This window comes from Loktanella sp. IMCC34160, assembly GCF_004145845.1.
Taxonomy (GTDB): domain Bacteria; phylum Pseudomonadota; class Alphaproteobacteria; order Rhodobacterales; family Rhodobacteraceae; genus SELP01.
Window position 1 is genome coordinate 678,182 of sequence record NZ_SELP01000002.1, and the last position, 21,348, is coordinate 699,529.

At 63.6% G+C, this 21,348-nt stretch carries 24 protein-coding genes and 1 tRNA gene; 19 read left to right on the forward strand and 6 right to left on the reverse strand.

The window, feature by feature from the left end; all coding sequences use genetic code 11:
* The first annotated feature begins 183 nt into the window (after positions 1-183).
* The 10 genes from EU803_RS07635 (at position 184) to EU803_RS07680 (ending at position 9,789) form a co-directional block, all read left to right on the forward strand.
* Complete coding sequence (locus EU803_RS07635; protein WP_129681362.1) at positions 184-2,154, forward strand: AMP-binding protein; 1,971 nt, start codon at positions 184-186, stop codon at positions 2,152-2,154.
* Entirely contained in the window at positions 2,151-2,969 is an 819-nt protein-coding gene (locus EU803_RS07640) for an ABC transporter ATP-binding protein (protein ID WP_129681364.1), read from the forward strand. The genes EU803_RS07635 and EU803_RS07640 overlap by 4 nt, the downstream gene beginning before the upstream one ends.
* A 10-nt stretch (positions 2,970-2,979) precedes the next feature.
* The gene (locus tag EU803_RS07645) at positions 2,980-3,939 is read left to right on the forward strand and encodes a branched-chain amino acid ABC transporter permease (protein ID WP_129681366.1); all 960 of its coding nucleotides are present in this window, start codon (positions 2,980-2,982) and stop codon (positions 3,937-3,939) included.
* Positions 3,940-3,943: 4 nt separating this feature from the next.
* The gene (locus EU803_RS07650; protein WP_129681368.1) at positions 3,944-4,195 is read left to right on the forward strand and encodes a hypothetical protein; all 252 of its coding nucleotides are present in this window, start codon (positions 3,944-3,946) and stop codon (positions 4,193-4,195) included.
* Complete coding sequence (locus EU803_RS07655) at positions 4,195-5,271, forward strand: branched-chain amino acid ABC transporter permease (RefSeq protein ID WP_129681370.1); 1,077 nt, start codon at positions 4,195-4,197, stop codon at positions 5,269-5,271. Before EU803_RS07650 ends, EU803_RS07655 begins: the two co-directional genes overlap by 1 nt.
* A gap of 68 nt (positions 5,272-5,339) precedes the next feature.
* Positions 5,340-6,638: an ABC transporter substrate-binding protein gene (locus EU803_RS07660; protein ID WP_129681371.1), complete on the forward strand. Its 1,299-nt coding sequence runs from the start codon at positions 5,340-5,342 to the stop codon at positions 6,636-6,638.
* 77 nt (positions 6,639-6,715) lie between these two features.
* Positions 6,716-7,546, forward strand: coding sequence for an ABC transporter ATP-binding protein (locus tag EU803_RS07665; RefSeq protein ID WP_129681373.1), 831 nt, complete (start codon positions 6,716-6,718; stop codon positions 7,544-7,546).
* Positions 7,546-8,730 (forward strand): phenylacetate--CoA ligase family protein, encoded by a 1,185-nt coding sequence (locus EU803_RS07670; RefSeq protein WP_207209173.1) that lies wholly within the window; start codon positions 7,546-7,548, stop codon positions 8,728-8,730. The genes EU803_RS07665 and EU803_RS07670 overlap by 1 nt, the downstream gene beginning before the upstream one ends.
* 12 nt (positions 8,731-8,742) lie before the next feature.
* A complete protein-coding gene (locus tag EU803_RS07675) occupies positions 8,743-9,471 on the forward strand; it encodes an SDR family NAD(P)-dependent oxidoreductase (RefSeq protein WP_129681377.1) in 729 nt (242 codons plus the stop codon).
* A gap of 57 nt (positions 9,472-9,528) precedes the next feature.
* The gene (locus EU803_RS07680) at positions 9,529-9,789 is read left to right on the forward strand and encodes a hypothetical protein (RefSeq protein WP_129681379.1); all 261 of its coding nucleotides are present in this window, start codon (positions 9,529-9,531) and stop codon (positions 9,787-9,789) included.
* On the opposite strand, the gene EU803_RS07685 is transcribed toward EU803_RS07680, so the two are convergent.
* The 3 genes from EU803_RS07685 to bamE are packed head-to-tail and all read right to left on the reverse strand — an operon-like array spanning position 9,790 to position 12,879.
* A complete protein-coding gene (locus EU803_RS07685) occupies positions 9,790-11,601 on the reverse strand; it encodes an ATP-binding cassette domain-containing protein (protein WP_129681381.1) in 1,812 nt (603 codons plus the stop codon).
* A gap of 48 nt (positions 11,602-11,649) precedes the next feature.
* Complete coding sequence (locus EU803_RS07690) at positions 11,650-12,381, reverse strand: GNAT family N-acetyltransferase (RefSeq protein ID WP_129681383.1); 732 nt, start codon at positions 12,379-12,381, stop codon at positions 11,650-11,652.
* 36 nt (positions 12,382-12,417) lie between these two features.
* Positions 12,418-12,879, reverse strand: a complete 462-nt coding sequence (gene bamE, locus EU803_RS07695; protein WP_129681385.1) for an outer membrane protein assembly factor BamE — start codon at positions 12,877-12,879, stop codon at positions 12,418-12,420.
* Between the two features lie 84 nt (positions 12,880-12,963).
* Here bamE and EU803_RS07700 point away from each other — a divergent pair, with 84 nt between their 5' ends.
* The 9 genes from EU803_RS07700 (at position 12,964) to EU803_RS07740 (ending at position 19,346) form a co-directional block, all read left to right on the forward strand.
* Entirely contained in the window at positions 12,964-13,500 is a 537-nt protein-coding gene (locus tag EU803_RS07700; RefSeq protein ID WP_129681387.1) for a DUF177 domain-containing protein, read from the forward strand.
* Positions 13,501-13,875: 375 nt separating this feature from the next.
* Complete coding sequence (gene rpmF, locus EU803_RS07705; RefSeq protein ID WP_129681390.1) at positions 13,876-14,082, forward strand: 50S ribosomal protein L32; 207 nt, start codon at positions 13,876-13,878, stop codon at positions 14,080-14,082.
* Between the two features lie 24 nt (positions 14,083-14,106).
* Positions 14,107-15,249 (forward strand): phosphate acyltransferase PlsX, encoded by a 1,143-nt coding sequence (plsX, locus tag EU803_RS07710; RefSeq protein WP_129681391.1) that lies wholly within the window; start codon positions 14,107-14,109, stop codon positions 15,247-15,249.
* Positions 15,246-16,217 (forward strand): beta-ketoacyl-ACP synthase III, encoded by a 972-nt coding sequence (locus EU803_RS07715; RefSeq protein WP_129681393.1) that lies wholly within the window; start codon positions 15,246-15,248, stop codon positions 16,215-16,217. The genes plsX and EU803_RS07715 overlap by 4 nt, the downstream gene beginning before the upstream one ends.
* A gap of 111 nt (positions 16,218-16,328) precedes the next feature.
* Positions 16,329-16,631, forward strand: coding sequence for an integration host factor subunit alpha (gene ihfA / locus EU803_RS07720; RefSeq protein ID WP_129681395.1), 303 nt, complete (start codon positions 16,329-16,331; stop codon positions 16,629-16,631).
* A gap of 10 nt (positions 16,632-16,641) precedes the next feature.
* A complete protein-coding gene (locus EU803_RS07725) occupies positions 16,642-17,367 on the forward strand; it encodes a MerR family transcriptional regulator (protein WP_129681397.1) in 726 nt (241 codons plus the stop codon).
* 5 nt (positions 17,368-17,372) lie between these two features.
* Positions 17,373-18,020 (forward strand): phosphoglycolate phosphatase, encoded by a 648-nt coding sequence (gene gph, locus EU803_RS07730; RefSeq protein ID WP_129681399.1) that lies wholly within the window; start codon positions 17,373-17,375, stop codon positions 18,018-18,020.
* Positions 18,021-18,097: 77 nt separating this feature from the next.
* Positions 18,098-18,174 (forward strand) — tRNA-Pro (locus tag EU803_RS07735).
* A gap of 92 nt (positions 18,175-18,266) precedes the next feature.
* Entirely contained in the window at positions 18,267-19,346 is a 1,080-nt protein-coding gene (locus tag EU803_RS07740) for a 2'-deoxycytidine 5'-triphosphate deaminase (protein WP_129681401.1), read from the forward strand.
* Here the strand turns inward: EU803_RS07740 and EU803_RS07745 are convergent.
* From EU803_RS07745 to EU803_RS07755, 3 genes are read right to left on the reverse strand one after another with little or no spacing between them, the layout of a single operon-like run.
* Entirely contained in the window at positions 19,343-19,855 is a 513-nt protein-coding gene (locus EU803_RS07745; RefSeq protein WP_129681403.1) for a GNAT family N-acetyltransferase, read from the reverse strand. The genes EU803_RS07740 and EU803_RS07745 overlap by 4 nt on opposite strands.
* A gap of 29 nt (positions 19,856-19,884) precedes the next feature.
* Positions 19,885-20,562: an SMC-Scp complex subunit ScpB gene (gene scpB, locus EU803_RS07750; protein ID WP_129681405.1), complete on the reverse strand. Its 678-nt coding sequence runs from the start codon at positions 20,560-20,562 to the stop codon at positions 19,885-19,887.
* Complete coding sequence (locus EU803_RS07755) at positions 20,555-21,346, reverse strand: ScpA family protein (protein WP_129681407.1); 792 nt, start codon at positions 21,344-21,346, stop codon at positions 20,555-20,557. The genes scpB and EU803_RS07755 overlap by 8 nt, the downstream gene beginning before the upstream one ends.
* Positions 21,347-21,348 lie beyond the last annotated feature (2 nt).

A 21,348-nucleotide genomic window follows, 5' to 3' on the forward strand; every position in this document is an offset into this window, starting at 1 on the left:
GTTCCTTCCCTGCAACATGGCTAGCACCGGCCCCCTGCCCCGCCAAGCCAAAGGTCGGGGTAACCGCCTGCTGTTACAATTCGTTAGGATTGGGAAAACATCGCGCAAGAATCGGGCGTCAGCCTGCAAGCCGACCGGACAAGCGGGAAGAGGAGCCCGCCCCGGCAAAGGGAGGATCAAGACTTGGCCGACGCCACTGTCGGCGCAGGAGACGGGCATCTGTCCGTTCCGGCGCTTCTGCATCACAACGCCACCCGGCACGGGGACAAAGCCGCCTACCGGGAAAAGGAATATGGGGTCTGGCAGAACTGGACCTGGGCCCAGACCGAGAAAGAGGTCGAGGCGCTGGCGCTTGGCCTGATCAACCTCGGTGTTAACAAAGGCGACTTCATCGCGATCATCGGGCGCAACCGCCCCTATCTGTATTGGGCCATGGTCGCGGCGCAATCGGTGGGCGCGGTCCCGGTGCCGCTCTATCAGGACGCGGTCGCCGAAGAGATGGCCTATGTGCTGGATCACTGCGGCGCGCGCTTCGTGGTGGCGGGCGATCAGGAACAGGTCGACAAGGTGCTGGAGATTCAGGACCGACTGTCGAACCTTGAACATATGATCTACCTTGATCCTCGGGGGATGCGGAAATACGATCACAGCCGGTTGCATGAATATTCCCACGTGCAGGAGCAGGGGCGCGCCGCGCGCGACGAACTGACCCCCGAACTGGAACGCCGCCGGTCGGCGCTGGGCTACGACGATACCTGTGTGATGCTTTACACATCGGGGACGACGGGCAAGCCCAAGGGCGTGGTCCTGTCGAACCGCAACATCATCGAAACCGCCAAGGCGAGTTCGGAATTCGACCACCTGCGGGCGGGCGACGAAGTTCTGGCCTATCTGCCGATGGCGTGGGTCGGTGATTTCATCTTTTCCATCGGACAGGCCTATTGGACGGGGTTCTGCGTGAACTGCCCCGAAAGCCCGGACACGATGATGACCGACCTCAAGGAAATCGGGCCGACCTACTACTTTGCCCCGCCCCGGATTTTCGAAACCCAGCTGACCAGCGTCATGATCCGGATGGAGGACGCAGGTAAATTCAAGCAATGGCTGTTCCGCCACTTCATGGCCCATGCCCGCAAGGTCGGCCCCGCCATACTTGACGGCAAACCGGTGGGTATCTGGGACCGGTTTAAATACGCGCTGGGCGAGGTGGCGATCTACGGGCCGCTTAAGAACACCCTCGGCTTTGGCCGGGTGCGCGTGGGCTATACGGCGGGCGAGGCGATCGGGCCGGAGATTTTCGATTTCTACCGCTCGCTCGGGATCAACCTGAAACAGCTTTATGGCCAGACCGAAGCGTCGGTCTTCATCACCCAGCAACCCGATGGCGAGGTCCGGTCCGATACCGTGGGCGTGCCCTCGCCCGGCGTGGAAATCCGGATCGCCGAGAACGGAGAGGTCTTCTACCGTTCTGCCGGCACCTTCGTGGAATACTACAAGAACCCCGAAAGCACCGCCGACACCAAGGATCCGGAAGGCTGGGTCGCCACGGGCGACGCGGGCTTTATCGAAGAGGGCAGCGGCCATCTGCGGATCATCGACCGGGCCAAGGACGTGGGCCAGATGGCCGACGGCCGGTTGTTCGCGCCCAAGTATGTTGAAAACAAGCTGAAGTTCTTCCCCAACATCCTTGAGGCCGTCGTCTTTGGCGCAGACCGCGAAACCTGCACCGCCTTCATCAACATCGACCTGACCGCCGTTGGCAACTGGGCCGAACGCAACAATATCGCCTATGCCTCTTATCAGGAGCTGGCCGGCCACCCCCGCGTGCTGGAAACCATCCAGGCCCATGTGGAAGAGGTGAACGCCAGCGTGGCCGAGGACGATATGCTGTCGGGCTGCCAGATCCACCGCTTCCTTGTGCTGCACAAGGAGCTGGACGCTGACGACGGCGAATTGACCCGCACCCGCAAGGTGCGCCGCAAGATCATCGCCGAGAAGTTCGATGACCTTGTCACCGCGCTCTATGACGGGTCGGACAGCATCTATACCGAAACCGAAGTGACCTATGAAGACGGGCGCAAGGGCAAGATCCGGGCAACGTTGGAAATCCGCGACGCCAAGGTTGTGCCCACCGCCGGAAAGGCCGCCGCATGACGACGACAGCGCCCGAGACAACCACCACCGCCGACGGCCGCACCATTGGTCCCGTGGTGATGGAGATGAAGAACATCACCCTACGCTTTGGCGGGGTGGCGGCGATCACCGATATCTCTTTCGACATCCGCGAGGGCGAGATCCGCGCCATCATCGGCCCGAACGGCGCCGGGAAATCGTCGATGCTGAACGTCATCTCGGGCTTCTACACCCCGCAAGAGGGCGAGGTTTGGTACAAGGGGGCGCCCCGTCCGCCGATGAAACCCTACGAGGTCGCCCGTCAGGGCATCGCCCGCACCTTCCAGAACATCGCCCTGTTCGAAGGGATGACCGTGCTGGACAACGTCATGACCGGACGGCTGACCCATATGCACACGCCCATCTGGCGGCAGGCGATCTGGAAAGGTCGGGCCGAGCAAGAGGAGATCGCCAACCGCGAGGTTTGCGAGAAGGTCATCGACTTCCTTGAGATTCAGCACATCCGCAAAACGCCGGTCGCCCGCCTGCCCTATGGGTTGAAAAAGCGGGTCGAACTGGCCCGCGCGCTGGCGGCTGAACCGTCGCTTCTGCTGCTGGACGAACCGATGGCGGGGATGAACGTCGAAGAGAAAGAGGACATGAGCCGCTTCATCCTCGACGTGAATGATGAATTCGGCACCACCATCGCCCTGATCGAACATGATATGGGCGTGGTCATGGACCTGTCCGACCGGGTGGTGGTGATGGATTACGGCAAGAAGATCGGCGACGGCACCCCCGACGAGGTGCGCAACAATCAGGACGTGATCGACGCCTATCTCGGCGTGGAACATTAAGGGGACGGATATGGAGCTACTCTACAAAATCTTCATCGCACCGTTTCAGGACATGGCCGCCGCGCCGGACTTCCTGATGCAGGTGCTGTGGGAGGGGCTGGTCTCCGGCGTGCTCTATGCGCTGATCGCGCTGGGCTTCGTCCTGATCTTCCGGTCGTCCCGCATCTTCAACTTTGCCCAAGGAATCATGGTGGTCTTCGCCGCCCTGACGCTGGTGGGTTTTCACGCCATGGGCATCCCGGCCTATGTCTCGGTCGCGCTGACGCTGGTGGTGATGTTCGGCCTTGCGGTCGGGATCGAACGGGTGGTTCTGCGCCCGCTGGTGGGCCAGCCCGATATCATCCTGTTCATGGCGACGATCGGGATCACCCTGTTCCTGATCGGGTCGGGCGAATTGATCTTCGGCGGCGAAAACAAGCGGATGATCACCGAAGAACTGGGCATTCCCACGGGGGCCTTCGAATTCAACCCCTTCGACGGTCTGCTGCTTCTGGAGCAGAAGGACGTGACCGCCGTGATCGGGGCGGTGGCGCTGGTGATCGGGCTATTGTTGTTCCTGAACAAGACCCGCATGGGCCGCGCCATCCGCGCGCTGGGCGATGACAGTCAGGCGGCGCTGTCGGTCGGCATCTCGCAGCGCACCGTCTGGGTCATGGTCTGGTTCATCGCCGGGGTCATCGCGCTGGTCACGGGCATCGTCTGGGGGGCCCGCGCGGGCGTGTCCTTCGCGCTGGAAGTCATCGCCTACAAGGCGCTGCCGGTGCTGATGCTGGGCGGATTGGAATCGATCACCGGGGCGATCGTCGGCGGGCTGATGATCGGGATGATGGAAAAGCTGTTCGAGATTTACTGGGGTCAGCCGCTTTTGGGCGGCGGCACCGAAAGCTGGTTCGCCTTCGTCCTTGCCCTTCTGGTGCTGCTGTTCCGGCCGCAGGGCCTGTTCGGCGAAAAGATCATTGAGCGGGTGTAAGGATATGGCAAAGCTTATCGCACTCCTTAACGTGGTGGCGTGGTCCGGGTTCTGGGCCTTTGGCTACCTTGCCTTCACCGCCGACCCGTCGGCGCCGGGCACGATGGTCACCGCCGCCGTGCTGGCCTTTGTCGGCGCCGCATTGGGCATCTGGGCCTATTTCTGGCTGATCCGCCATTCCGAGGCGACGGGATACGCCCGGCCCTCGAACCGGGTTCAGCCCGAACACCTGCGCGAAAATGGGGGAGACGCCTGATGCTGTACCGCACGTCCGGCCAGTTCAAGACCACCTACAAGGCCGATCAGGCGCTGTTCCCGGTCCGTCAGGATGCGATCCTGCTGGGGTTCATCCTGATCCTCGCCTGGGCGGTCTTTCCGCTCATGGCCTCTGAATTCACCTTTCAGGCCCTGCTGATCCCGGTGCTGGTCTATGCGCTGGCGGCGATGGGGCTAAACATCCTGACGGGCTATGCAGGGCAACTTAGCCTTGGGACAGCGGCCTTCATGGGCGTGGGCGCCTACGCCTGCTACAAGCTGATCACGATCTTTCCGGGGATGAACATCGTCGTCGCGATCCTTCTGTCCGGGGTTTTCTCGGCCGGGGTTGGGGTGCTGTTCGGCCTGCCTTCGCTGCGGATCAAGGGGTTCTATCTGGCCATTGCCACGCTGGCGGCGCAGTTCTTCCTTGTCTGGACGTTCGAGGAATGGGCCTGGCTTTACAACTACAACGCCTCGGGCGCGATCCAGGTGCCGAACGTGGAAATGTTCGGGACAATGGTGGCCGGCCCGCTGGCGACCTCGACCACGCAATATTACCTTGTGCTGGCGATCGTGACGGTGATGACCATCGTCTGCATCAACCTGACACGCGGCACCCAAGGGCGGACGTGGAAAGCCACGCGTGACATGGACATTGCGGCGGAACTGATCGGGATCAACCTGCTGAAGTCCAAACTGACCGCCTTCGCCGTGTCCTCCTATATCGTGGGGGTTGCGGGTGCCCTGTTCGTCTTCATGTGGCGGGGCGCGGCAGAGCCGAACCTCTTCTCGATCTCGCTGTCCTTCCGCATCCTGTTCATCGCCATCATCGGCGGGCTGGGGTCGATCCTTGGCAACTACCTTGGCGCGATCCTCATCGTGGCCCTGCCGGTGGTGCTCAACACCCTGCCCCACACGCTGGGGATCGAAATCTCCTCGGCCACGGTCGAACATCTGAATATCATGATCGTGGGGGCGCTGATCGTGTTCTTCCTGATCATCGAACCGCACGGTCTGGCCCGCCTCTGGGCGCTGATCCGCGAGAAACTCATCATCTGGCCGTTCCCGCATTAGGCGGGGGCGACCCACCAAGAAGACCAAGAAACAAACGACAACGTCAGATAATCCATGGGAGGAAACCAATGAAGACGTTTGCGAAATGGACCGCCGCCGCGGCGGTCGCGCTGGGCACCGCCTCGGCCGTCTATGCCGAAGGCCACGGCGCCAGCATGAATGTTCCCAACCTCAGCTACCGGACCGGTCCCTTCGCCGCCACCGGTATCCCGATCATGAACGGTCAGGCCGATTACTTCGCCATGCTGAACGCCCGTGACGGCGGCATCGGCGGCGCGATGATCGACTACGAGGAATGCGAAACCGGCTACAGCACCGAAAAGGGTGTGGAATGCTACGAGGCGACCAAGGCCGACGCGATCGTGACCCAGCCGTGGTCGACCGGGATCACCCTTCAGGTTCTGCCCAAGACCAACGTCGATGAAATGCCGCTTCTGGCCCCCGGCTACGGCTTCTCGCCGATGGCGGATGGCGAAGTGTTCCAGTGGGCGTTCAACATGCCCGGCTCCTACTGGGATGCGGCGTCGATGATCCTGCAGGAAATTTCCGGCGGCGACCTGTCGTCCCTGTCGGGCCAGAAGATCGTTCTGCTGCACCTTGACCACCCCTATGGCAAGGAACCGATCCCCTTCTACGAAGCGATGGCCGCTGAACACGGGTTCGAATTCCTGCCGATCCCGGTTGGCCTGTCGGAAATGCAGAACCAGTCGGCCCAGTGGCTTCAGATCCGCCGCGAACGTCCCGACTATGTGATCATGTGGGGCTGGGGCGCGATGAACGCGGGTGCCCTGACCGAGGCGATCAAGACCCGCTATCCCATGGATCAGTTCATCGGCGTCTGGTGGTCCGGCCACAATGGCGACCTTGAAGCGCTGGGTGAAGACGCCGCCGGCTACCGCGCGATTTCCTACAACGCGCCAAACCCGGACGCGCCGGTTCTCGCCGCGATCCGCGAACACGTTTCCGATAGCCAGGCCGGCGAAGGTGAAATGGACTGGGTGTTCTACCAGCGCGGTCTGGTGATCTCGATGCTTCTGGCCGAAGGGATCACCGCGGCGCAGGCGGAATACGACACTGCCGTCGTCAGCCCGCAACAGTTGCGCTGGGGGCTTGAGAACATCAACCTGACGCAGGAGCGGATCGACGAGTTGGGCTTCACCGGCATGATCGCCCCGTTCAGCACCTCCTGTGCCGATCACACCGGCCATTCGGGCGGTTGGATGATCCGTTGGGATGGGTCCACCTTCCAGGTCGACAGCGATCACCTGATGGCGGACCAGTCGGCCATCGCCCCGCTGGTCGAGGCTGCGGCTGCTGAATACGCCGAAGCCAACGCTCCCTGGCCGACCCAGGAATGCGACGGCTAAGCGCCTGACATGACAGGTGTCCGGGCGGCCCCCACGCGGCCCGGACACACCCCACCCCATTCAGACGGACCCGACCCATGCTTGACACAAGCCCAGAGACACGGACCGAGACCCTTCTCGAGGTCAACAACATCGAGGTGATCTACAACCACGTCATCCTTGTGCTGAAAGGCGTGTCGCTTTCGGTGCCCAAGGGCGGGATCACCGCGCTGCTGGGCGGCAACGGGGCCGGCAAGACGACGACCCTCAAGGCCATTTCGAACCTGCTGCATTCCGAACGCGGCGAGGTGACGAAAGGGTCGGTCCTTTACAAGGGCGAGCGGGTGCAAGACCTTGACCCAGCGACCCTTGTCAAACGCGGCGTCATTCAGGTGATGGAAGGCCGCCATTGCTTTGGCCACCTCACAGTCGAAGAAAACCTGCTGACCGGCGCCTATACACGGCGGGACGGCGCCGCGGCTGTCGCCGCAGACCTTGAAATGGTCTATTCCTATTTCCCCCGACTGCGCGAACGGCGCAAATCGCTGGCGGGCTATACCTCTGGCGGGGAACAGCAAATGTGCGCCATCGGCCGCGCGCTCATGTCCCGGCCCGAGATGATCCTTCTGGACGAACCCTCGATGGGTCTTGCGCCGCAACTGGTCGAACAGATCTTCGAGATCGTGAAATCCCTGAACGAGAACGAAGGGCTGACATTCCTTCTGGCCGAACAGAACACCAATGTCGCGCTGCGCTATGCCCATACCGGATATATTCTGGAAAGCGGGCGGGTGGTGATGGACGGCCCCGCCGCCGATCTGCGCGAAAACCCCGACGTGAAAGAGTTTTACCTTGGCATGTCCGATGAAGGCCGCAAGTCCTTCCGGGACGTGCGCAGCTATCGCCGCCGCAAGCGTTGGCTGAGCTGATGAAGGATAGTGCCGTGACCTATTTCGATGCCCTTGAAACCCGCAGTGCCGACGAACGCGAAGCCGCGCATCTGGCGCAACTGAACGGCCTCCTGGCCGAACAGAGGATGGACCCGCTCGCCGCGCTGGCCGATCTGTCCGCCCTGCCTGTCCTGCGCAAGGCCGACCTGTCGGCCCGGCAAAAGGCGCAACCGCCCTTTGGCGGGCTGTTGGTGCGCAACGCCGCCCATGTGTTTCAATCCCCCGGCCCGATCTATGAACCGGGCGGGGTCAGCCACGACTGGTGGCGGATGGGCCGGTTCCTGCATGCGGCAGGCGTCGGCGCCGCTGACATCGTGCAGAACTGTTTCGGCTACCACCTGACACCCGCGGGCATGATCTTTGAAAACGGCGCACGGGCCGTGGGGGCCGCCGTGCTGCCCGCCGGGACCGGACAGACCGAATTGCAGGTCCGCGCCGCCGCCGACATCGGGACCACCGCCTATGCGGGCACGCCGGACTACCTCAAGGTCATCCTCGACAAGGCCGACGAGATGGGCGAGCGGCTGAAGATCAGCCGCGCCGTGGTCGGGGGTGGTGCGCTGTTCCCGTCGCTTCGGGCCGAATACGCGGATCGGGGGATCGCCTGTCTGCAATGCTATGCCACCGCCGATCTTGGCAACGTCGCCTATGAAAGCCCGGCGATGGAGGGGATGATCCTGGACGAAGGGGTGATCGTGGAAATCGTCACCCCCGGCACCGGCGATCCCGTCGCCCCCGGCGAGGTGGGCGAGGTCGTGGTGACCACGCTGAACCCCGATTACCCGCTTGTGCGCTTCGCCACCGGCGACCTGTCCGCGATCCTGCCGGGGCAATCGCCCTGTGGCCGCACCAACGCCCGGATCAAGGGCTGGATGGGCCGGGCCGACCAGACCACCAAGATCAAGGGGATGTTCGTGCGCCCCGAACAGGTCGCCGCCCTCGTGGCCAAACACGACAGCATCGACCGCGCCCGCGTGGTGGCCGGACGATCGGGCGAACAGGATACGATGACAGTGCGGATCGAAACCACCGCCACCGATCCCGCACCCTTTGCCGCCTCGGTTGCGGAGGTGCTGAAACTGAAGGGCGCGATCGAACTGGTTGCGCCCGGCACCCTGCCCCGCGATGGTCTGGTGATCGAAGATCAGCGCAGCTACGACTGACAGGAGCCGACGATGGATATCCGTGACGCCAAGGCCGTCATCACCGGCGGCGCCTCTGGCCTTGGGGCCGCAACCGCGCGCGCCTTTTGCGAGGCCGGGGCGGATGTGACAATCCTCGACCGTGACGCGGGCGGGGCCACCTTTGCCGAAGGGATCGGGGCCGAGTTTGCCCAATGCGACGTCACGGACGAGGATTCGGTCACCGACGCGCTGGACTTTGCGACCGACCGGATGGGTGGGCTGAACGTGGCCGTGACCTGCGCCGGGATCGCCACGGCGGAAAAGACGCTGGGCCGCGACGGACCACATCGGCAATCCAGTTTCGACCGGACCATCGGGATCAACCTGTCGGGCACGTTCAACGTGGCCCGCCTTGCCGCCGCGCGGATGGCCGAGGGCGGTGTGCTGGTCTTCACCGCCTCGGTCGCGGCCTTTGACGGGCAAAAGGGCCAGGCCGCCTATGCCGCGTCCAAGGCGGGGGTGACCGGCCTGCCCCTGCCCATGGCCCGCGATCTGTCGCGGCAAGGGGTCCGGGTCATGGCCATTGCGCCGGGCATCTTCCGAACGCCGATGCTGGAAGGATTGGGGCAAGACGTCATGGACGGGCTGGCCAAGGATGTCGTCTACCCGGCGCGGCTGGGCGATCCGGCGGAATTCGCGGCGCTGGCGCGGTTCATCGTCGAATGCGACTATCTGAACGGGACGACAATCCGGTTGGACGGCGCGTTGCGGATGCCCTGAATGTCACGCGGCAGGCTGCCGCATGGCAGCGCCGGAAAAGCACCCCATATCGGGGGCATGACCCAAGCTGCATTCAACATCCCCGCCGAAACCGGCCCTGCACGGCCCCTGTTCACCCTTCCCCTATTCGGGGCACTGTTCCGGGCCATGTCCGACAGCGCCGAGGCAACGATCTTCGTGATCTTTGCCCTCGCTGTTCTGGCAATCGCCGGAGCGGTGGTGCTTTGGGGCCTGCCCGCTCTGGTCTTGTCGGCCTTGGCGGTGGTGCCGATGATGTTCGCCTTCTACATCGCGATCAGCTGGCCCTTTGGCCGCTGATCAGCCTTCTGCCTTTTCCATCAACTCCAGCCATTCCTCTTCCGCGGCCGAAAGCGTGTTCTGACGATCCGTCAGCGCCTCGGTCGCCTTGCGGAACTTGACCGGGTTTTCGGTGAACAACGCCGGATCGGCCATCAGCTGTTCCAGCTTGGCAATCTCGGCGGTCAGCCGGTCAATCAGGCCCGGCAGCTCCTCCAACCGGTGCTTTTCAGTAAAGCTCAGGCCAGACTTTTTCGAGTCCGCCTTCTGTTCCGGTTTTTCCTTTTGGGTCTTTGGCTTATCAACCGTTTCTACAGCGGTCTGGGCACCCCTTTGGGCCTGATAGTCGGTCCAGCCTCCGGCATAGACAACCGCCCTGCCGTTGCCTTCCATCGCGACAGTCGTCGTCGCCACCCGGTCCAGAAAATCCCGGTCGTGGCTGACCAGAAGGACCGTCCCATCATAGTCGTCAAGGATCTCTTGTAGAAGGTCCAGCGTTTCGATGTCCAGATCGTTGGTCGGTTCGTCCAGCACCAGAAGGTTTGATTCCTTCGCCATCAGCTTGGCCAGCAGCAGCCGCGCCTTTTCGCCCCCCGACAAGGACCGGACCGGGGCGCGCGCCTGCGCTTCGTCAAACAGGAAATCCTTGAGATAGGCGACGACGTGTTTGGGCGTTCCACGCACCATGACCTGATCGGCACGGCCCCCGACCCGCATCGCCGGATCACCCGTCAGGCTGTCCCAAAGCGACATTTCCGGATCAAGTTGGGCGCGGGCCTGATCGAACACCGCGATGGCCAGGTTTGTGCCGTGCTTGATGGTTCCGGCGTCGGGTTGAACTTCACCCAACAACATCTTGATAAGGCTTGTTTTCCCAACGCCATTTGGACCCACGAAGGCAACCCTGTCCCCGCGCTGAACGGTCAGGCTGAACCCTTTCACGATGGGTTTTCCCTCAAAGGATTTCACAAGCCCCTCAGCCTCGATCACCTTCTTGCCAGAGGTCGGCCCGCTGTCGAGGTTGAGCGCCGCGGTCCCCTGACGCCGGATCATTGCCGCCCGCTCGGCCCGCAAGTCCTGCAGGGCGCGAACCCGGCCCATGTTCCGCTTGCGCCGGGCGCTGATGCCTTCCACGGCCCAACGGGCCTCGGCCTTGATCTTGCGGTCCATCTTGTGGCGGGCGCTGTCTTCTTCATCCCAGATCTTGTCGCGCCAAGCCTCGAACCCTTCGAAACCGACCTCGGCCCGACGGGTCATTCCCCTGTCGATCCAAAGAGTTGCACGGGTAAGTTCGCGCAGGAACGCCCGGTCGTGCGAGATCAGGACGAAGCCCGACTTCGTGGTCTTCAACTCGTTTTCCAGCCAGCGCACCGCCTCGATATCAAGGTGGTTCGTCGGTTCATCCAGAAGCATCAGTTCAGGTGCTTCGGCCATCAGTTTGGCCAGCGCGGCGCGGCGCCGTTCCCCACCCGAGGCGACCGACACAGCGCGGGATGGATCAAACTTCAGCCCTTCGGCCACCATTTCGACCCGATAGGACTCGGCCTCTCCGACGCCGCTGGCGGCGTAGTCACCCAAGGTCGTGAACCCGTCCATCGTCGGATCCTGTTCCATGTATCCGACCGAGGTCCCCGGCGGGACGACACGGGTGCCACTGTCCGGTTCCACCAACCCGGCCATGACCTTCATCAAGGTTGATTTGCCCGACCCGTTGCGCCCTACAAGGGCCACCCGGTCGCCCTGCTGGACAACCAGCGACAGGTCGGAAAACAGGGGATCGCCGCCAAAAGTCAGCGAGATGTCGGAAAGCTGGAGAAGGGGTGCGCGTGCCATGGGTGCGAGCTACTGCCAAGCGCGGCGGCGCGCAAGGGGCGACGCGCCCTAGTCCAGCCCGGCAAGCGCCCGCAGCGCCCGCGCCCGCACAGGCGGAATACGCGCGATTTCAACAGCGGTGAAAACATGGATCGTCTGCATATCGGGGTCGATCACCGCATGGTCCGACACCCAGCCCCCCATCTGAAAATAACTGCGCAAGAGCGGCGGAAACGCGCCGTCGCCCTCCGCCGCCTCATCGCAAGGCAGGTCGACAATATGGGACGACCGCCGCCCCACCGGCCATGCCGCCGGACCCGCATGATCCCGCCCCAACCGCGCCAGCGCCGCCCGGTGCCGTGCCGGGTCCGTGCCGGGAAAGCTAGAGCACCCGAACAACAACCCGACATTTGCAGCCTCGACAATGCGGGCCAGCGCGGCCCAGCCGACGCGCAACACATCGCTGTCGGGGCCAAGAGTTGGGGCGAGGCAAAAGCGCCCCAGCTCCAGCACCGCATCGGGGAAGGCATCAAGCGCGCAAAGGTCGTAGAATTGCCCGGCATAACCGCCCGAGGCCTCGCCGTGGGACAGGCGCAGCCGGAATGTGCCCGCCAACTCCCCGTCGCGTTCGATCATGATTTGGGGCCAGTCTGCATCGAACCCGTCGACGTCCCTGCCGGCCCTTCCGTGAAAGGCGAGATGCCGCAGCGCGAAACAGGCTTCGCGCTCTGCCTCGGTTCCGGCCAGCCGCACCCGGATCCGGCCACGCGCAAAGGGCAAAGCGGCGGCGATGGTGTCCATGCCGTTCATTCCCTTGGGCGCGAGCCGCGACAAGACTTAGTTCGGGGCGAGGAACTGACCCGCATCGAACCGCCCGATCGAGCCGAGAAGCTGCCGGATCAGCGTGTTGTCTTCGACGTTACTATCAGTCACGCGCCGAGACAGGACAACAACCCGCCCATCTTCCAGCCCGTAGCGCGCAATGTCCCGGACGATGCCATCCTGATCGAAATAGATCGCCAGAACCTCGCGGCTGGTTTCCTTGGGCGCGAAGGGACCAAAGGTCTGATAGCTGGAGGCGACATAGTAATAGCCGCTGTCGTTGAGCAGCCCAGAGGCCCCCGGCGGCCCGATCAGCTCTGCCACCGTGTCGCGGCTGTCGGCACCCACGATGATCTGGGCAAGCTCGTCTTCACGCGGGACATAACCATGGTTGCGCACAATCGGCGCACAGGCCGACAGGGCGATCCCCATGGCCGCGGCGATGATCACGCCGCGCAGTCCGGTCGGTTTTGGCATGTGGTGCCCCCTTGCCTTGCCCTGTTCTGCCTTCTATCGACGCTTACATCATGCGTGGCCCCCTGTTCAAGAATGGAAACCCCGATGGCTGACCCGACCCCCGCCCTGCCGACCCATCCGGTGCGCCTGGCCGATCTGGATGGCCGCCGAGACCGGACGTTCGACCTGATGCCGACGCCTGCGGAACGGGCGGCGGTGGCCGCGGCACTGGACATTCCCAAGGTCCGCAAGCTGCGCCTGACCGGTCGGCTGCTGCCGGTCGGGCGCAAGGACTGGCGGCTTGAGGCCGAACTGGGCGCGACCGTGGTGCAGGACTGTGTCGTCACGCTGGAGCCGGTCACCACCCGCATCGACGAAGCGGTGACCCGCAGCTACCTGTCCGAAGTGCCCGATCTGGGAACCGGAGAGGTCGAGATGCCCGAGGATGACGAGGCAGATCCGCTGCCCGCCGTGCTTGACCTTGCCGAGGTGATGATCGAGGCGCTTGCGCTGGCCCTGCCGCCCTTCCCCCGCGCCGAAGGGGCATCGCTGGAAGACCCCGATGACGATGACGACGACACGGCAGACGTCCGTCGCCCATTTTCGGGATTGAAAGACCTGCTCGACCCAAAGGACGAATAGGGGGCGGTGGGTCAAGACCCACCTTACCTTTCAGGGGCTCTGCCCCTCTGGCCCTTTCGGGCCATTCACCCGGGGATATTTATCGACCCAAAGAAGGGGACTGGACTCAGCGTCCTTTCTTCTTTGGGTTAGAAATATCCTCTGGGGGTCCGGGGGGCGAAGCGCCCCCGGGTAAGGTGGGTCTTGACCCACCATTCGCCCTACTCTGTTTTCAGGTTGCGTTCTGGCGGAATCGCAGTATTTTCGCGGCCTCTTTCGGATCGGCACTCGACAGTCACAGCCCAATCGCTTAAACGGCGGCGAGTCAGATCAGGAACACGAAATCCGGGCCCCTGCCGCATGGCATGATTGCCCCCCAATACATAAGGTTGAGACATGGCCGTCCAACAGAATAAGGTTTCGAAGTCGCGCCGCAACATGCGCCGGGCCCACGATGCACTCGTGGCCGCGAACCCGAACGAATGCCCCTCCTGCGGTGAGCTGAAGCGTCCGCATCACGTCTGCCCCTCCTGTGGTCACTACGCCGACCGCGAAGTGGTTGCGACTGCCGACGAAATCGATCTGGACGACGACGCGGCGTAAGCCGCCGTCTGTCTGGCACCGGTCATGGTTGATTCACCGCAGGCGTCAAACCCCGCAGCGACCTCCAAAAGACCAGTCGTGCTATCGGTCGACGCCATGGGCGGAGACAAAGGGCCTGCAACGGTTGTTGCGGGCCTTGCGCGTTTTCTGTCGGAAAACCCCGAGGCCCGCGCCCTGCTGCATGGTCCGCGCGACCAGCTGGACCCGATGGTGGCCAAGCGCCGCATCGGCGACCGGGTCGAGGTTTGCGACGCGCCCGACGTGGTGAAGATGACCGACAAGCCCAGCCACGCGCTGCGGCACGGCAAGACCACGTCGATGTGGTCGGCCATTGACGCCGTGCGCGATGGGTCGGCGGATGTCTGCATTTCCTGCGGCAACACGGGCGCGCTGATGGCGATGTCCATGCTGCGCCTGCGCAAGGCGGACGGGGTCAACCGGCCGGCCATTGCCGCGCTTTGGCCCTCGCGCAACCCGTCCGGGTTCAACATGATGCTGGACGCGGGCGCCGATATCCGCGCCGATCAGGACGATCTTCTGACCTATGCGCTGATGGGCGCCTCTTATGCCCGCAACGGCATGGGGCTGGCCCGCCCGCGAATCGGCCTGTTGAATGTCGGGGTCGAGGAACATAAGGGCCGCGCCGAACTGAAGGTCGCGCATGACCTGATTTCACGGGCCGCCGCGCGAGGTGACTATGAATACGTGGGATTCGTCGAAGGCGGCGATTTTCCCTCGGACCGGGTCGATGTGATCGTCACCGACGGGTTTACCGGCAACGTCGCCCTGAAAACCGGCGAAGGCACCGCCAACCTGATTTCGGAACTGTTGAAGGAAGCCTTCAACAAAACCCCCCTGTCCAAGATCGCGGCCCTTTTGGCGATGACCTCCCTGCAGCGCTTGCGCAAACGGATCGACCCGCGCCGGGTCAATGGCGGGGTCTTCCTTGGGCTGAACAAGACCGTTGTGAAAAGCCACGGATCGGCCGATGCGACCGGCGTTGCCGCCGCGCTGGCGCTTGGTCATCGGCTGGCGCTGTCGGGTTTCTCGGACAAGCTGGCCGCGCGGGTTGCATCCGCCGCCGCCCTTGCGCAAGATGCCACGAATGACAGTGCGGCAGAGGGGGACACGGACTCTGTCGGCAGCGGGGACAGGCAGACAAAATGACGATACGCGCGGTGGTCAAAGGCGTCGGGCACTACCTACCCGAACGCGTGGTTCCCAACAGCTATTTCGAAGAGATCGTCGATACGAGCAATGACTGGATCGTCAGCCGGTCCGGCATCGAACGGCGCCATTTCGCGGCCGAGGGCCAGACGACATCCGATCTTGCCACCCGGGCGGCGCAGGCGGCGCTGGACAGTGCCGGGCTGACCGGCGCGGATGTGGATGCGATCATCCTTGCCACTTCCACCGCCGATCTCACCTTTCCCTCGGCCGCGACCATGGTGCAGGCAAACCTAGGGAATACAAAGGGTTATGCCTTTGATGTTCAGGCAGTTTGCGCCGGGTTTGTCTTTGCGCTGGCCAATGCCAACGCGCTGATCGTCTCGGGACAGGCAAAGCGGGTTCTGGTCATCGGGGCCGAAACCTTCAGCCGCATCCTCGATTTCACCGACCGGTCCACCTGTGTCCTCTTCGGCGATGGCGCGGGCGCGGTCCTGTTGGAGGCGCAGGAGGGCACGGGCGACAATACCGACCGGGGCATCCTGTCCACCGACCTGAATTCCGACGGCACCTATCGCGACATCCTCTATGTCGACGGCGGGGTATCGACCCAGTCCACCGGCGTCCTGAAGATGGCCGGGAAAGAAGTGTTCCGCCACGCGGTCGAAAAGCTGGCTCAGACCGCGCACCATGCGCTTGAAAAGGTCGCGCTGAAGGATGACGCCGTTGATTGGGTCGTCCCTCATCAGGCGAATATCCGCATCATCCAGTCCACCGCGAAGAAGCTGGGTGTCGGCATGGACCGGGTCGTGGTGACCGTTCAGGACCATGGCAATACCTCGGCCGCGTCGATCCCGCTGGCGCTGTCGGTCGGCGTCGAACGCGGCCAGATCAAACAGGGCGATCTGATCGTGACCGAGGCGATCGGCGGCGGTCTGGCCTGGGGCTCTGTGGTTCTGCGCTGGTAGCGGAAACAGGTCTTTTCCCATTGGCTTGAACTTGCCTGTGCAAGTCCCTGTTATTGACTCTGAAATTGCGTCTCGCCTAAGGTCTTTCAAAACCAATCAGGGGGGACACCGATGGCCGAAAAGACGCTGACCCGGATGGATCTGGCCGAAGCCGTCCATGCCGAGGTGGGGCTGTCCCGAAACGACAGCGCCGATCTGGTCGAAAGCGTGCTGCAACATGTGTCTGATGCACTCGTCCGCGGCGAGTCGGTCAAGATCAGTTCCTTTGGAACGTTCTCGATCAGGGACAAGGCCGCCCGCATGGGCCGCAATCCCAAGACCGGCGAAGAGGTTCCGATCAGTCCGCGCCGCGTTCTGACATTCCGGCCCAGCCACCTGATGAAAGACAAGGTCGCAGCTGGCAACAAGTCCTGAGGGGGGCCCGATGGCCAAATCCCGCGACGCATTCCGAACGATCTCCGAAGTTTCGGAGTGGCTTGATACGCCCGCCCATGTGCTGCGGTTCTGGGAAAGCAAGTTCAGCCAGGTCAAACCCGTCAAACGCGCGGGCGGTCGTCGGTATTACCGGCCCGAGGACATGGAGCTTTTGGCCGGGATCAAGACGCTGCTGCATGAACAGGGCATGACCATCAAGGGCGCGCAAAAGCTGTTGCGCGAAAAGGGGGTCAAGCATGTCGCTTCGCTTGGTCCGGGTCTTGATGACGAGGCCACCATCGACGCCACCCCGACGCCAGATCCGGTAGCGACCCCGCCCAAGGTCGAGATTTCCGTGGGCCTGATGGCCGCACCCCCAGGGGCCGACGACAGCGAAGTGGAAACGCCGGACACCCCGGCCGACCCAGAGGACGACGCAGCCCCGCCGCCCCGCGTCGGCCTTGGCATTGGCCTTGCCGCGCAGATGCCCGACGACGCGGCAGAGGCACCCGACAACGTGGTTCCTTTCGACGCTACCCCGGCTGCCACCCCTGCCCCTGCGTCGTCTCGCCCGACGGTTCCCGCCGATCCGGACGACATGGATTACAACCCGCCAAGCCGCGTGTTTTCCGCACTGCAACGTGCGGACCGCGCGAAACTGGCCCGCAAGGCATCCGCTATTGCGCCGCTGATCGCCCGGCTTGACGCTGTCCGCGCGTCGATCAGCCGGGACTGATCCGCGTGCCAGCCGCCATTGCCTTTGACCTTGACGGGACGCTGATCGACAGTCTGCCCGACATCCGGGCCGCGGCCAACGCGGTGCTGGACCCGCGCGGCCTGCCGCCGCTGAGCTATGACGAAGTGCGGCAGTTCACCGGCTGGGGCGTCGACCATTTCATCGGCCGGCTGTGCGACACCCGCGCCGTGCCAAGCGAGAGCCGCGATGCGCTTCATGCCGAATTCATGACCCGCTACCTGACCGCTCATGACGAAACCCGCCTCTATCCCGGCGTGGCAGAGGCCCTGACCGCCCTGCGCGCCGCCGGTCATCCACTGGGTCTGTGCACCAACAAACCCAGCGGGCCGACCGCCGGAGTTCTGGCGGCGCTGGGGCTGTCCGACACCTTCGATGCAGTGATCTGTGGCGACAGTCTGCGGTCGCGCAAGCCGGACCCGGCCCCGCTTCTGGCCTGTTTTGCCCGGATGGGGGCCAAGGGCGGCCTGTATGTCGGCGATTCCGAAGTCGACGCCGACACGGCCGAGGCCGCGGATATCCCATTCCTGTTCTTCACCGAAGGCTACTGCAAACGCCCCCAATCCGAGATCAGGGCCGCGGCACGTTTTGCCGAATTCAGCACCCTGCCCGGACTTGTGGAAGAACTGGGCTAACCCGCGACCGATCCCCCGGAAAAACCGCATTCGGCACTTGCGCCGCCCGGGAAAACCGGTATCTAGGCGGCATTCGTCGGGCTATAGCGCAGCCTGGTAGCGCGTCCGTCTGGGGGACGGAAGGTCGCAGGTTCGAGTCCTGCTAGCCCGACCAATCACACCCCACCTGAATTTCCGCCGCGGGGCTTGCCCGCGACCGTCGTTTTTGTCACCAAGCGGAAAGCATTTTTCCAAGGGGGCCCAAAGATGCACAAGGCGGGGGTTCTGGCCGATCACCAGATAGAGGGGCTGATTGCCGAAGGGGCAATCTGGGCCGACCAACCCTTTGCCACGGGACAGGTGCAGCCTGCCTCGCTTGATCTGCGGCTGGGCCGGGTTGCCTATCGCGTCCGGGCGTCCTTCCTTGCCGGTCCCCTGCGGCGGGTCACCGACCGGCTGGCCGAGTTCACCATGCACGAGATCGACCTGACACAGGGCGCGGTCCTGGAAAAGGGCTGTGTCTACGTCGTGCCGCTATTGGAATCGCTCGCGCTTCCGGCTGGCATGTCGGGCGCGGCCAGCGCCAAAAGCTCGATCGGGCGGCTGGATATGCTGACCCGCGTCATCACCGACCGGGGCACCGAGTTTGACCGGGTGCCGGACGGATACGAAGGGCCGCTTTACGTGGAAATCTGCCCCCGGTCGTTTTCGGTCGTGGCGCAAACGGGCCAGATGCTGAATCAGGTCATCTTCCGCGTCGGCCAGACCATCCTGTCGGACAATGAACTGAAGGCGCTGCACGCCGCCTCGCCCATCGTGTCGGGGAATGCGGTCATCTCGGACGGGTTGGGCTTTTCGGTCGACCTGCAACCCGAACAGGGCACGCTGGTCGGCTACCGGGCGAAACCCCACACCGGGGTGATCGACCTGTCCCGGCTGGGCCATTACGTGCCGTCAGACTATTGGGAAGAAGTGCGCACCGACGACGGACACATCATCCTTGATCCCGGCGCCTTCTATATCCTCGTAAGCCGCGAGGCGATCGCCATCCCCCCGGACTGCGCTGCCGAAATGGCCCCCTATCTGGCGATGGTGGGCGAATTCCGGGTGCATTATGCGGGCTTTTTCGACCCCGGCTTTGGTTGGGACGGGGCCGGCGGGGCCGGATCGCGCGGCGTGCTCGAGGTGCGCTGCCACGAAGCGCCCTTTGTGCTGGAACACGGACAGGTGGTTGGGCGGCTGGTCTATGAGCGGATGTCGGAAACGCCGACGGCGCTTTATGGTCGTGAGATCAAGTCGAACTATCAGGGACAGGGGCTGAAGCTGTCCAAGCACTTCCGCAGCTAGTCCAGCCGAAGGTCCATGTAGACCCCGTGGGGAACGAGCGCCTCCATCGTGGCGACATCGCTGCCCTCGTAGGGGGCGCAATCGGTGAACCCCATTCTCTGATACAGGGAAATCGCGGTCGTCAGATTTGCCGTGTTATCAAGGCAGATGCCCTTGGCGCCGCGGCTGCGGGCCTCGGCAATCACCGCGTCCACCAATCTACGGCCAAGTCCCTGCCCCTGCCCATCCGGCAGAACGAACAGGCGCTTGACCTCGTATCGGTCAGGACCGGCCTTGCGCAGCATGATCATTCCGCAGGCGCGGCCGGTATCATCAAATGCACCAAAACTGCGGCCAAGGGGCGGGCGGGTCTTCACGCCCAAGCCAAAGCTGACCTCGTGCAGATCGACCGGGTCGAACTCCAGCCCGTAGGTCTTGGCCAGATCGCCGCAGATATATGCCGTATATTGCCGATGCAGGCCCTCAATTCGAAGCCAGTCATGATCGCTGTCCAAGGGAATGATCTGCATTGGCCTACTCCAAACCCTGTGGGTCCAGGTCAGTCTTCGAACAGTTCCGACTGGTCCCCATCATCGTCGTCCTCCCCGTCCTCGGAGGCTGAGAGGATCGCCCCGGGCGGCGGTCGGTTGTCCAACAGGCCCGCGGCACGCAGTTCCTTCAGCCCCGGCAGGTCGCGGGCGCTTTCCAGCCCGAAGTGATCAAGGAATTCCTGCGTGACGACAAAGGTCACCGGGCGGCCCGGTGTCATCTTGCGGCGGCCAAAGCGGATCCACTCCATTTCCAGCAGTTGGTCAATCGTACCCCGGCTGACGCTGACGCCCCGGATCTCTTCGATCTCGGCCCGGGTGACGGGCTGGTGATAGGCAATGATGGCAAGGGTTTCGATCGCGGCGCGGCTGAGTTTCTTGACCTCGACCGTCTCCTTTTGCATCAGGAACCCAAGGTCCGGCGCCGTGCGGATCGCCCAGGCATCCCCCACGCGCACAACACGCACCCCCCGGCCTTCGTAGCGTTTGCGCAGATGCACCAGCGCCTCTGCCGGGTCGCAGCCGTGGGGCATCCGGCCCGCAAGATCGCGCACCGTGACCGGGTCGGCGCTGGCAAACAGGATCGCCTCGACCATGCGTTCCTGTTCGCCCATGGGTGGGGCCTCGAACAGGCTGTCGTTGGGGGCTTTCACAGCCGCCTCGGGGGCGTCGGTGTCGTCTTCAGCCATCGGGCGTGGTCTTTCTGCGAAGTTGGATCGGGGCAAAGGTTTCGGACTGGCGTATCTCGACCCGGCCTTCCTTGGCCAGTTCAAGCGAGGCCGCAAAGGTCGATGCGGTGGCCGATCGGCGGCGCTGCGGGTCCGCGTCCCAGCCGTCGGGGATATAGCTGGCGATGTCGGTCCAATCCCCGGCAAATCCGATCAGCCCACGCATCCGGTCCAGCGCCTGTTCCATGGTGAAAATCGCGTCCCGGTCCATGACGAAGGGCCGGAATTCATCCTTGGTGCGCAGCCGGGCATAGCCCTGCATCAGGTCCAGCAGGGTCGCCGTATAGGTGATCCGGCGGACGCGGGTCACGTCTTCAGTGATGCCACGGGCAAAGAAATCCCGGTCCTTCTGGTCGCGCGCCATCAGCTTGGCGGCATGGTCGCGCATGGCCTCCAACCGCTCCAGCTGGAACGCAAGGTGCGCGGCCAATTCCTCGCCCGATGGCCCCTCTTCCGAGGGGTCGGGCGGCAACAGCAGCCGCGACTTCAGAAAGGCCAGCCAGGCTGCCATGACAAGGTAGTCAGCGGCCAGTTCCAGCCGAAGCTGTTTGGCCTTCTCGACAAAGGTCAGATATTGTTCAGCCAGCGCAAGGATCGAGATTTGCCGCAGATCCACCTTTTGGGTCCGGGCCAGCATCAGCAACAGGTCCAGCGGCCCCTCATAGGCGCCCACGTCAACGATCAGCGCCTCGGCGGCAAGCCGGTCGCTGACACTGACCACATCTTCCTGAAACTCTTCAGCCATAA

Bases quoted from the DNA above. Each gene is read 5' to 3' on its own strand.
- ihfA (WP_129681395.1), top strand. From the start codon at position 16,329: ATGGCCGAAAAGACGCTGACCCGGATGGATCTGGCCGAAGCCGTCCAT.
- scpB (WP_129681405.1), bottom strand. From the start codon at position 20,562: ATGGCTGAAGACGACACCGACGCCCCCGAGGCGGCTGTGAAAGCCCCC.
- EU803_RS07665 (WP_129681373.1), top strand. From the start codon at position 6,716: ATGCTTGACACAAGCCCAGAGACACGGACCGAGACCCTTCTCGAGGTC.
- EU803_RS07655 (WP_129681370.1), top strand. From the start codon at position 4,195: ATGCTGTACCGCACGTCCGGCCAGTTCAAGACCACCTACAAGGCCGAT.
- bamE (WP_129681385.1), bottom strand. From the start codon at position 12,879: ATGCCAAAACCGACCGGACTGCGCGGCGTGATCATCGCCGCGGCCATG.
- EU803_RS07640 (WP_129681364.1), top strand. From the start codon at position 2,151: ATGACGACGACAGCGCCCGAGACAACCACCACCGCCGACGGCCGCACC.
- rpmF (WP_129681390.1), top strand. From the start codon at position 13,876: ATGGCCGTCCAACAGAATAAGGTTTCGAAGTCGCGCCGCAACATGCGC.
- EU803_RS07675 (WP_129681377.1), top strand. From the start codon at position 8,743: ATGGATATCCGTGACGCCAAGGCCGTCATCACCGGCGGCGCCTCTGGC.
- EU803_RS07715 (WP_129681393.1), top strand. From the start codon at position 15,246: ATGACGATACGCGCGGTGGTCAAAGGCGTCGGGCACTACCTACCCGAA.
- EU803_RS07660 (WP_129681371.1), top strand. From the start codon at position 5,340: ATGAAGACGTTTGCGAAATGGACCGCCGCCGCGGCGGTCGCGCTGGGC.
- EU803_RS07745 (WP_129681403.1), bottom strand. From the start codon at position 19,855: ATGCAGATCATTCCCTTGGACAGCGATCATGACTGGCTTCGAATTGAG.
- EU803_RS07650 (WP_129681368.1), top strand. From the start codon at position 3,944: ATGGCAAAGCTTATCGCACTCCTTAACGTGGTGGCGTGGTCCGGGTTC.
- EU803_RS07680 (WP_129681379.1), top strand. From the start codon at position 9,529: ATGACCCAAGCTGCATTCAACATCCCCGCCGAAACCGGCCCTGCACGG.
- EU803_RS07685 (WP_129681381.1), bottom strand. From the start codon at position 11,601: ATGGCACGCGCACCCCTTCTCCAGCTTTCCGACATCTCGCTGACTTTT.
- EU803_RS07690 (WP_129681383.1), bottom strand. From the start codon at position 12,381: ATGGACACCATCGCCGCCGCTTTGCCCTTTGCGCGTGGCCGGATCCGG.
- EU803_RS07755 (WP_129681407.1), bottom strand. From the start codon at position 21,346: ATGGCTGAAGAGTTTCAGGAAGATGTGGTCAGTGTCAGCGACCGGCTT.
- EU803_RS07725 (WP_129681397.1), top strand. From the start codon at position 16,642: ATGGCCAAATCCCGCGACGCATTCCGAACGATCTCCGAAGTTTCGGAG.
- EU803_RS07645 (WP_129681366.1), top strand. From the start codon at position 2,980: ATGGAGCTACTCTACAAAATCTTCATCGCACCGTTTCAGGACATGGCC.
- plsX (WP_129681391.1), top strand. From the start codon at position 14,107: ATGGTTGATTCACCGCAGGCGTCAAACCCCGCAGCGACCTCCAAAAGA.
- EU803_RS07740 (WP_129681401.1), top strand. From the start codon at position 18,267: ATGCACAAGGCGGGGGTTCTGGCCGATCACCAGATAGAGGGGCTGATT.
- EU803_RS07700 (WP_129681387.1), top strand. From the start codon at position 12,964: ATGGCTGACCCGACCCCCGCCCTGCCGACCCATCCGGTGCGCCTGGCC.
- EU803_RS07670 (WP_207209173.1), top strand. From the start codon at position 7,546: ATGAAGGATAGTGCCGTGACCTATTTCGATGCCCTTGAAACCCGCAGT.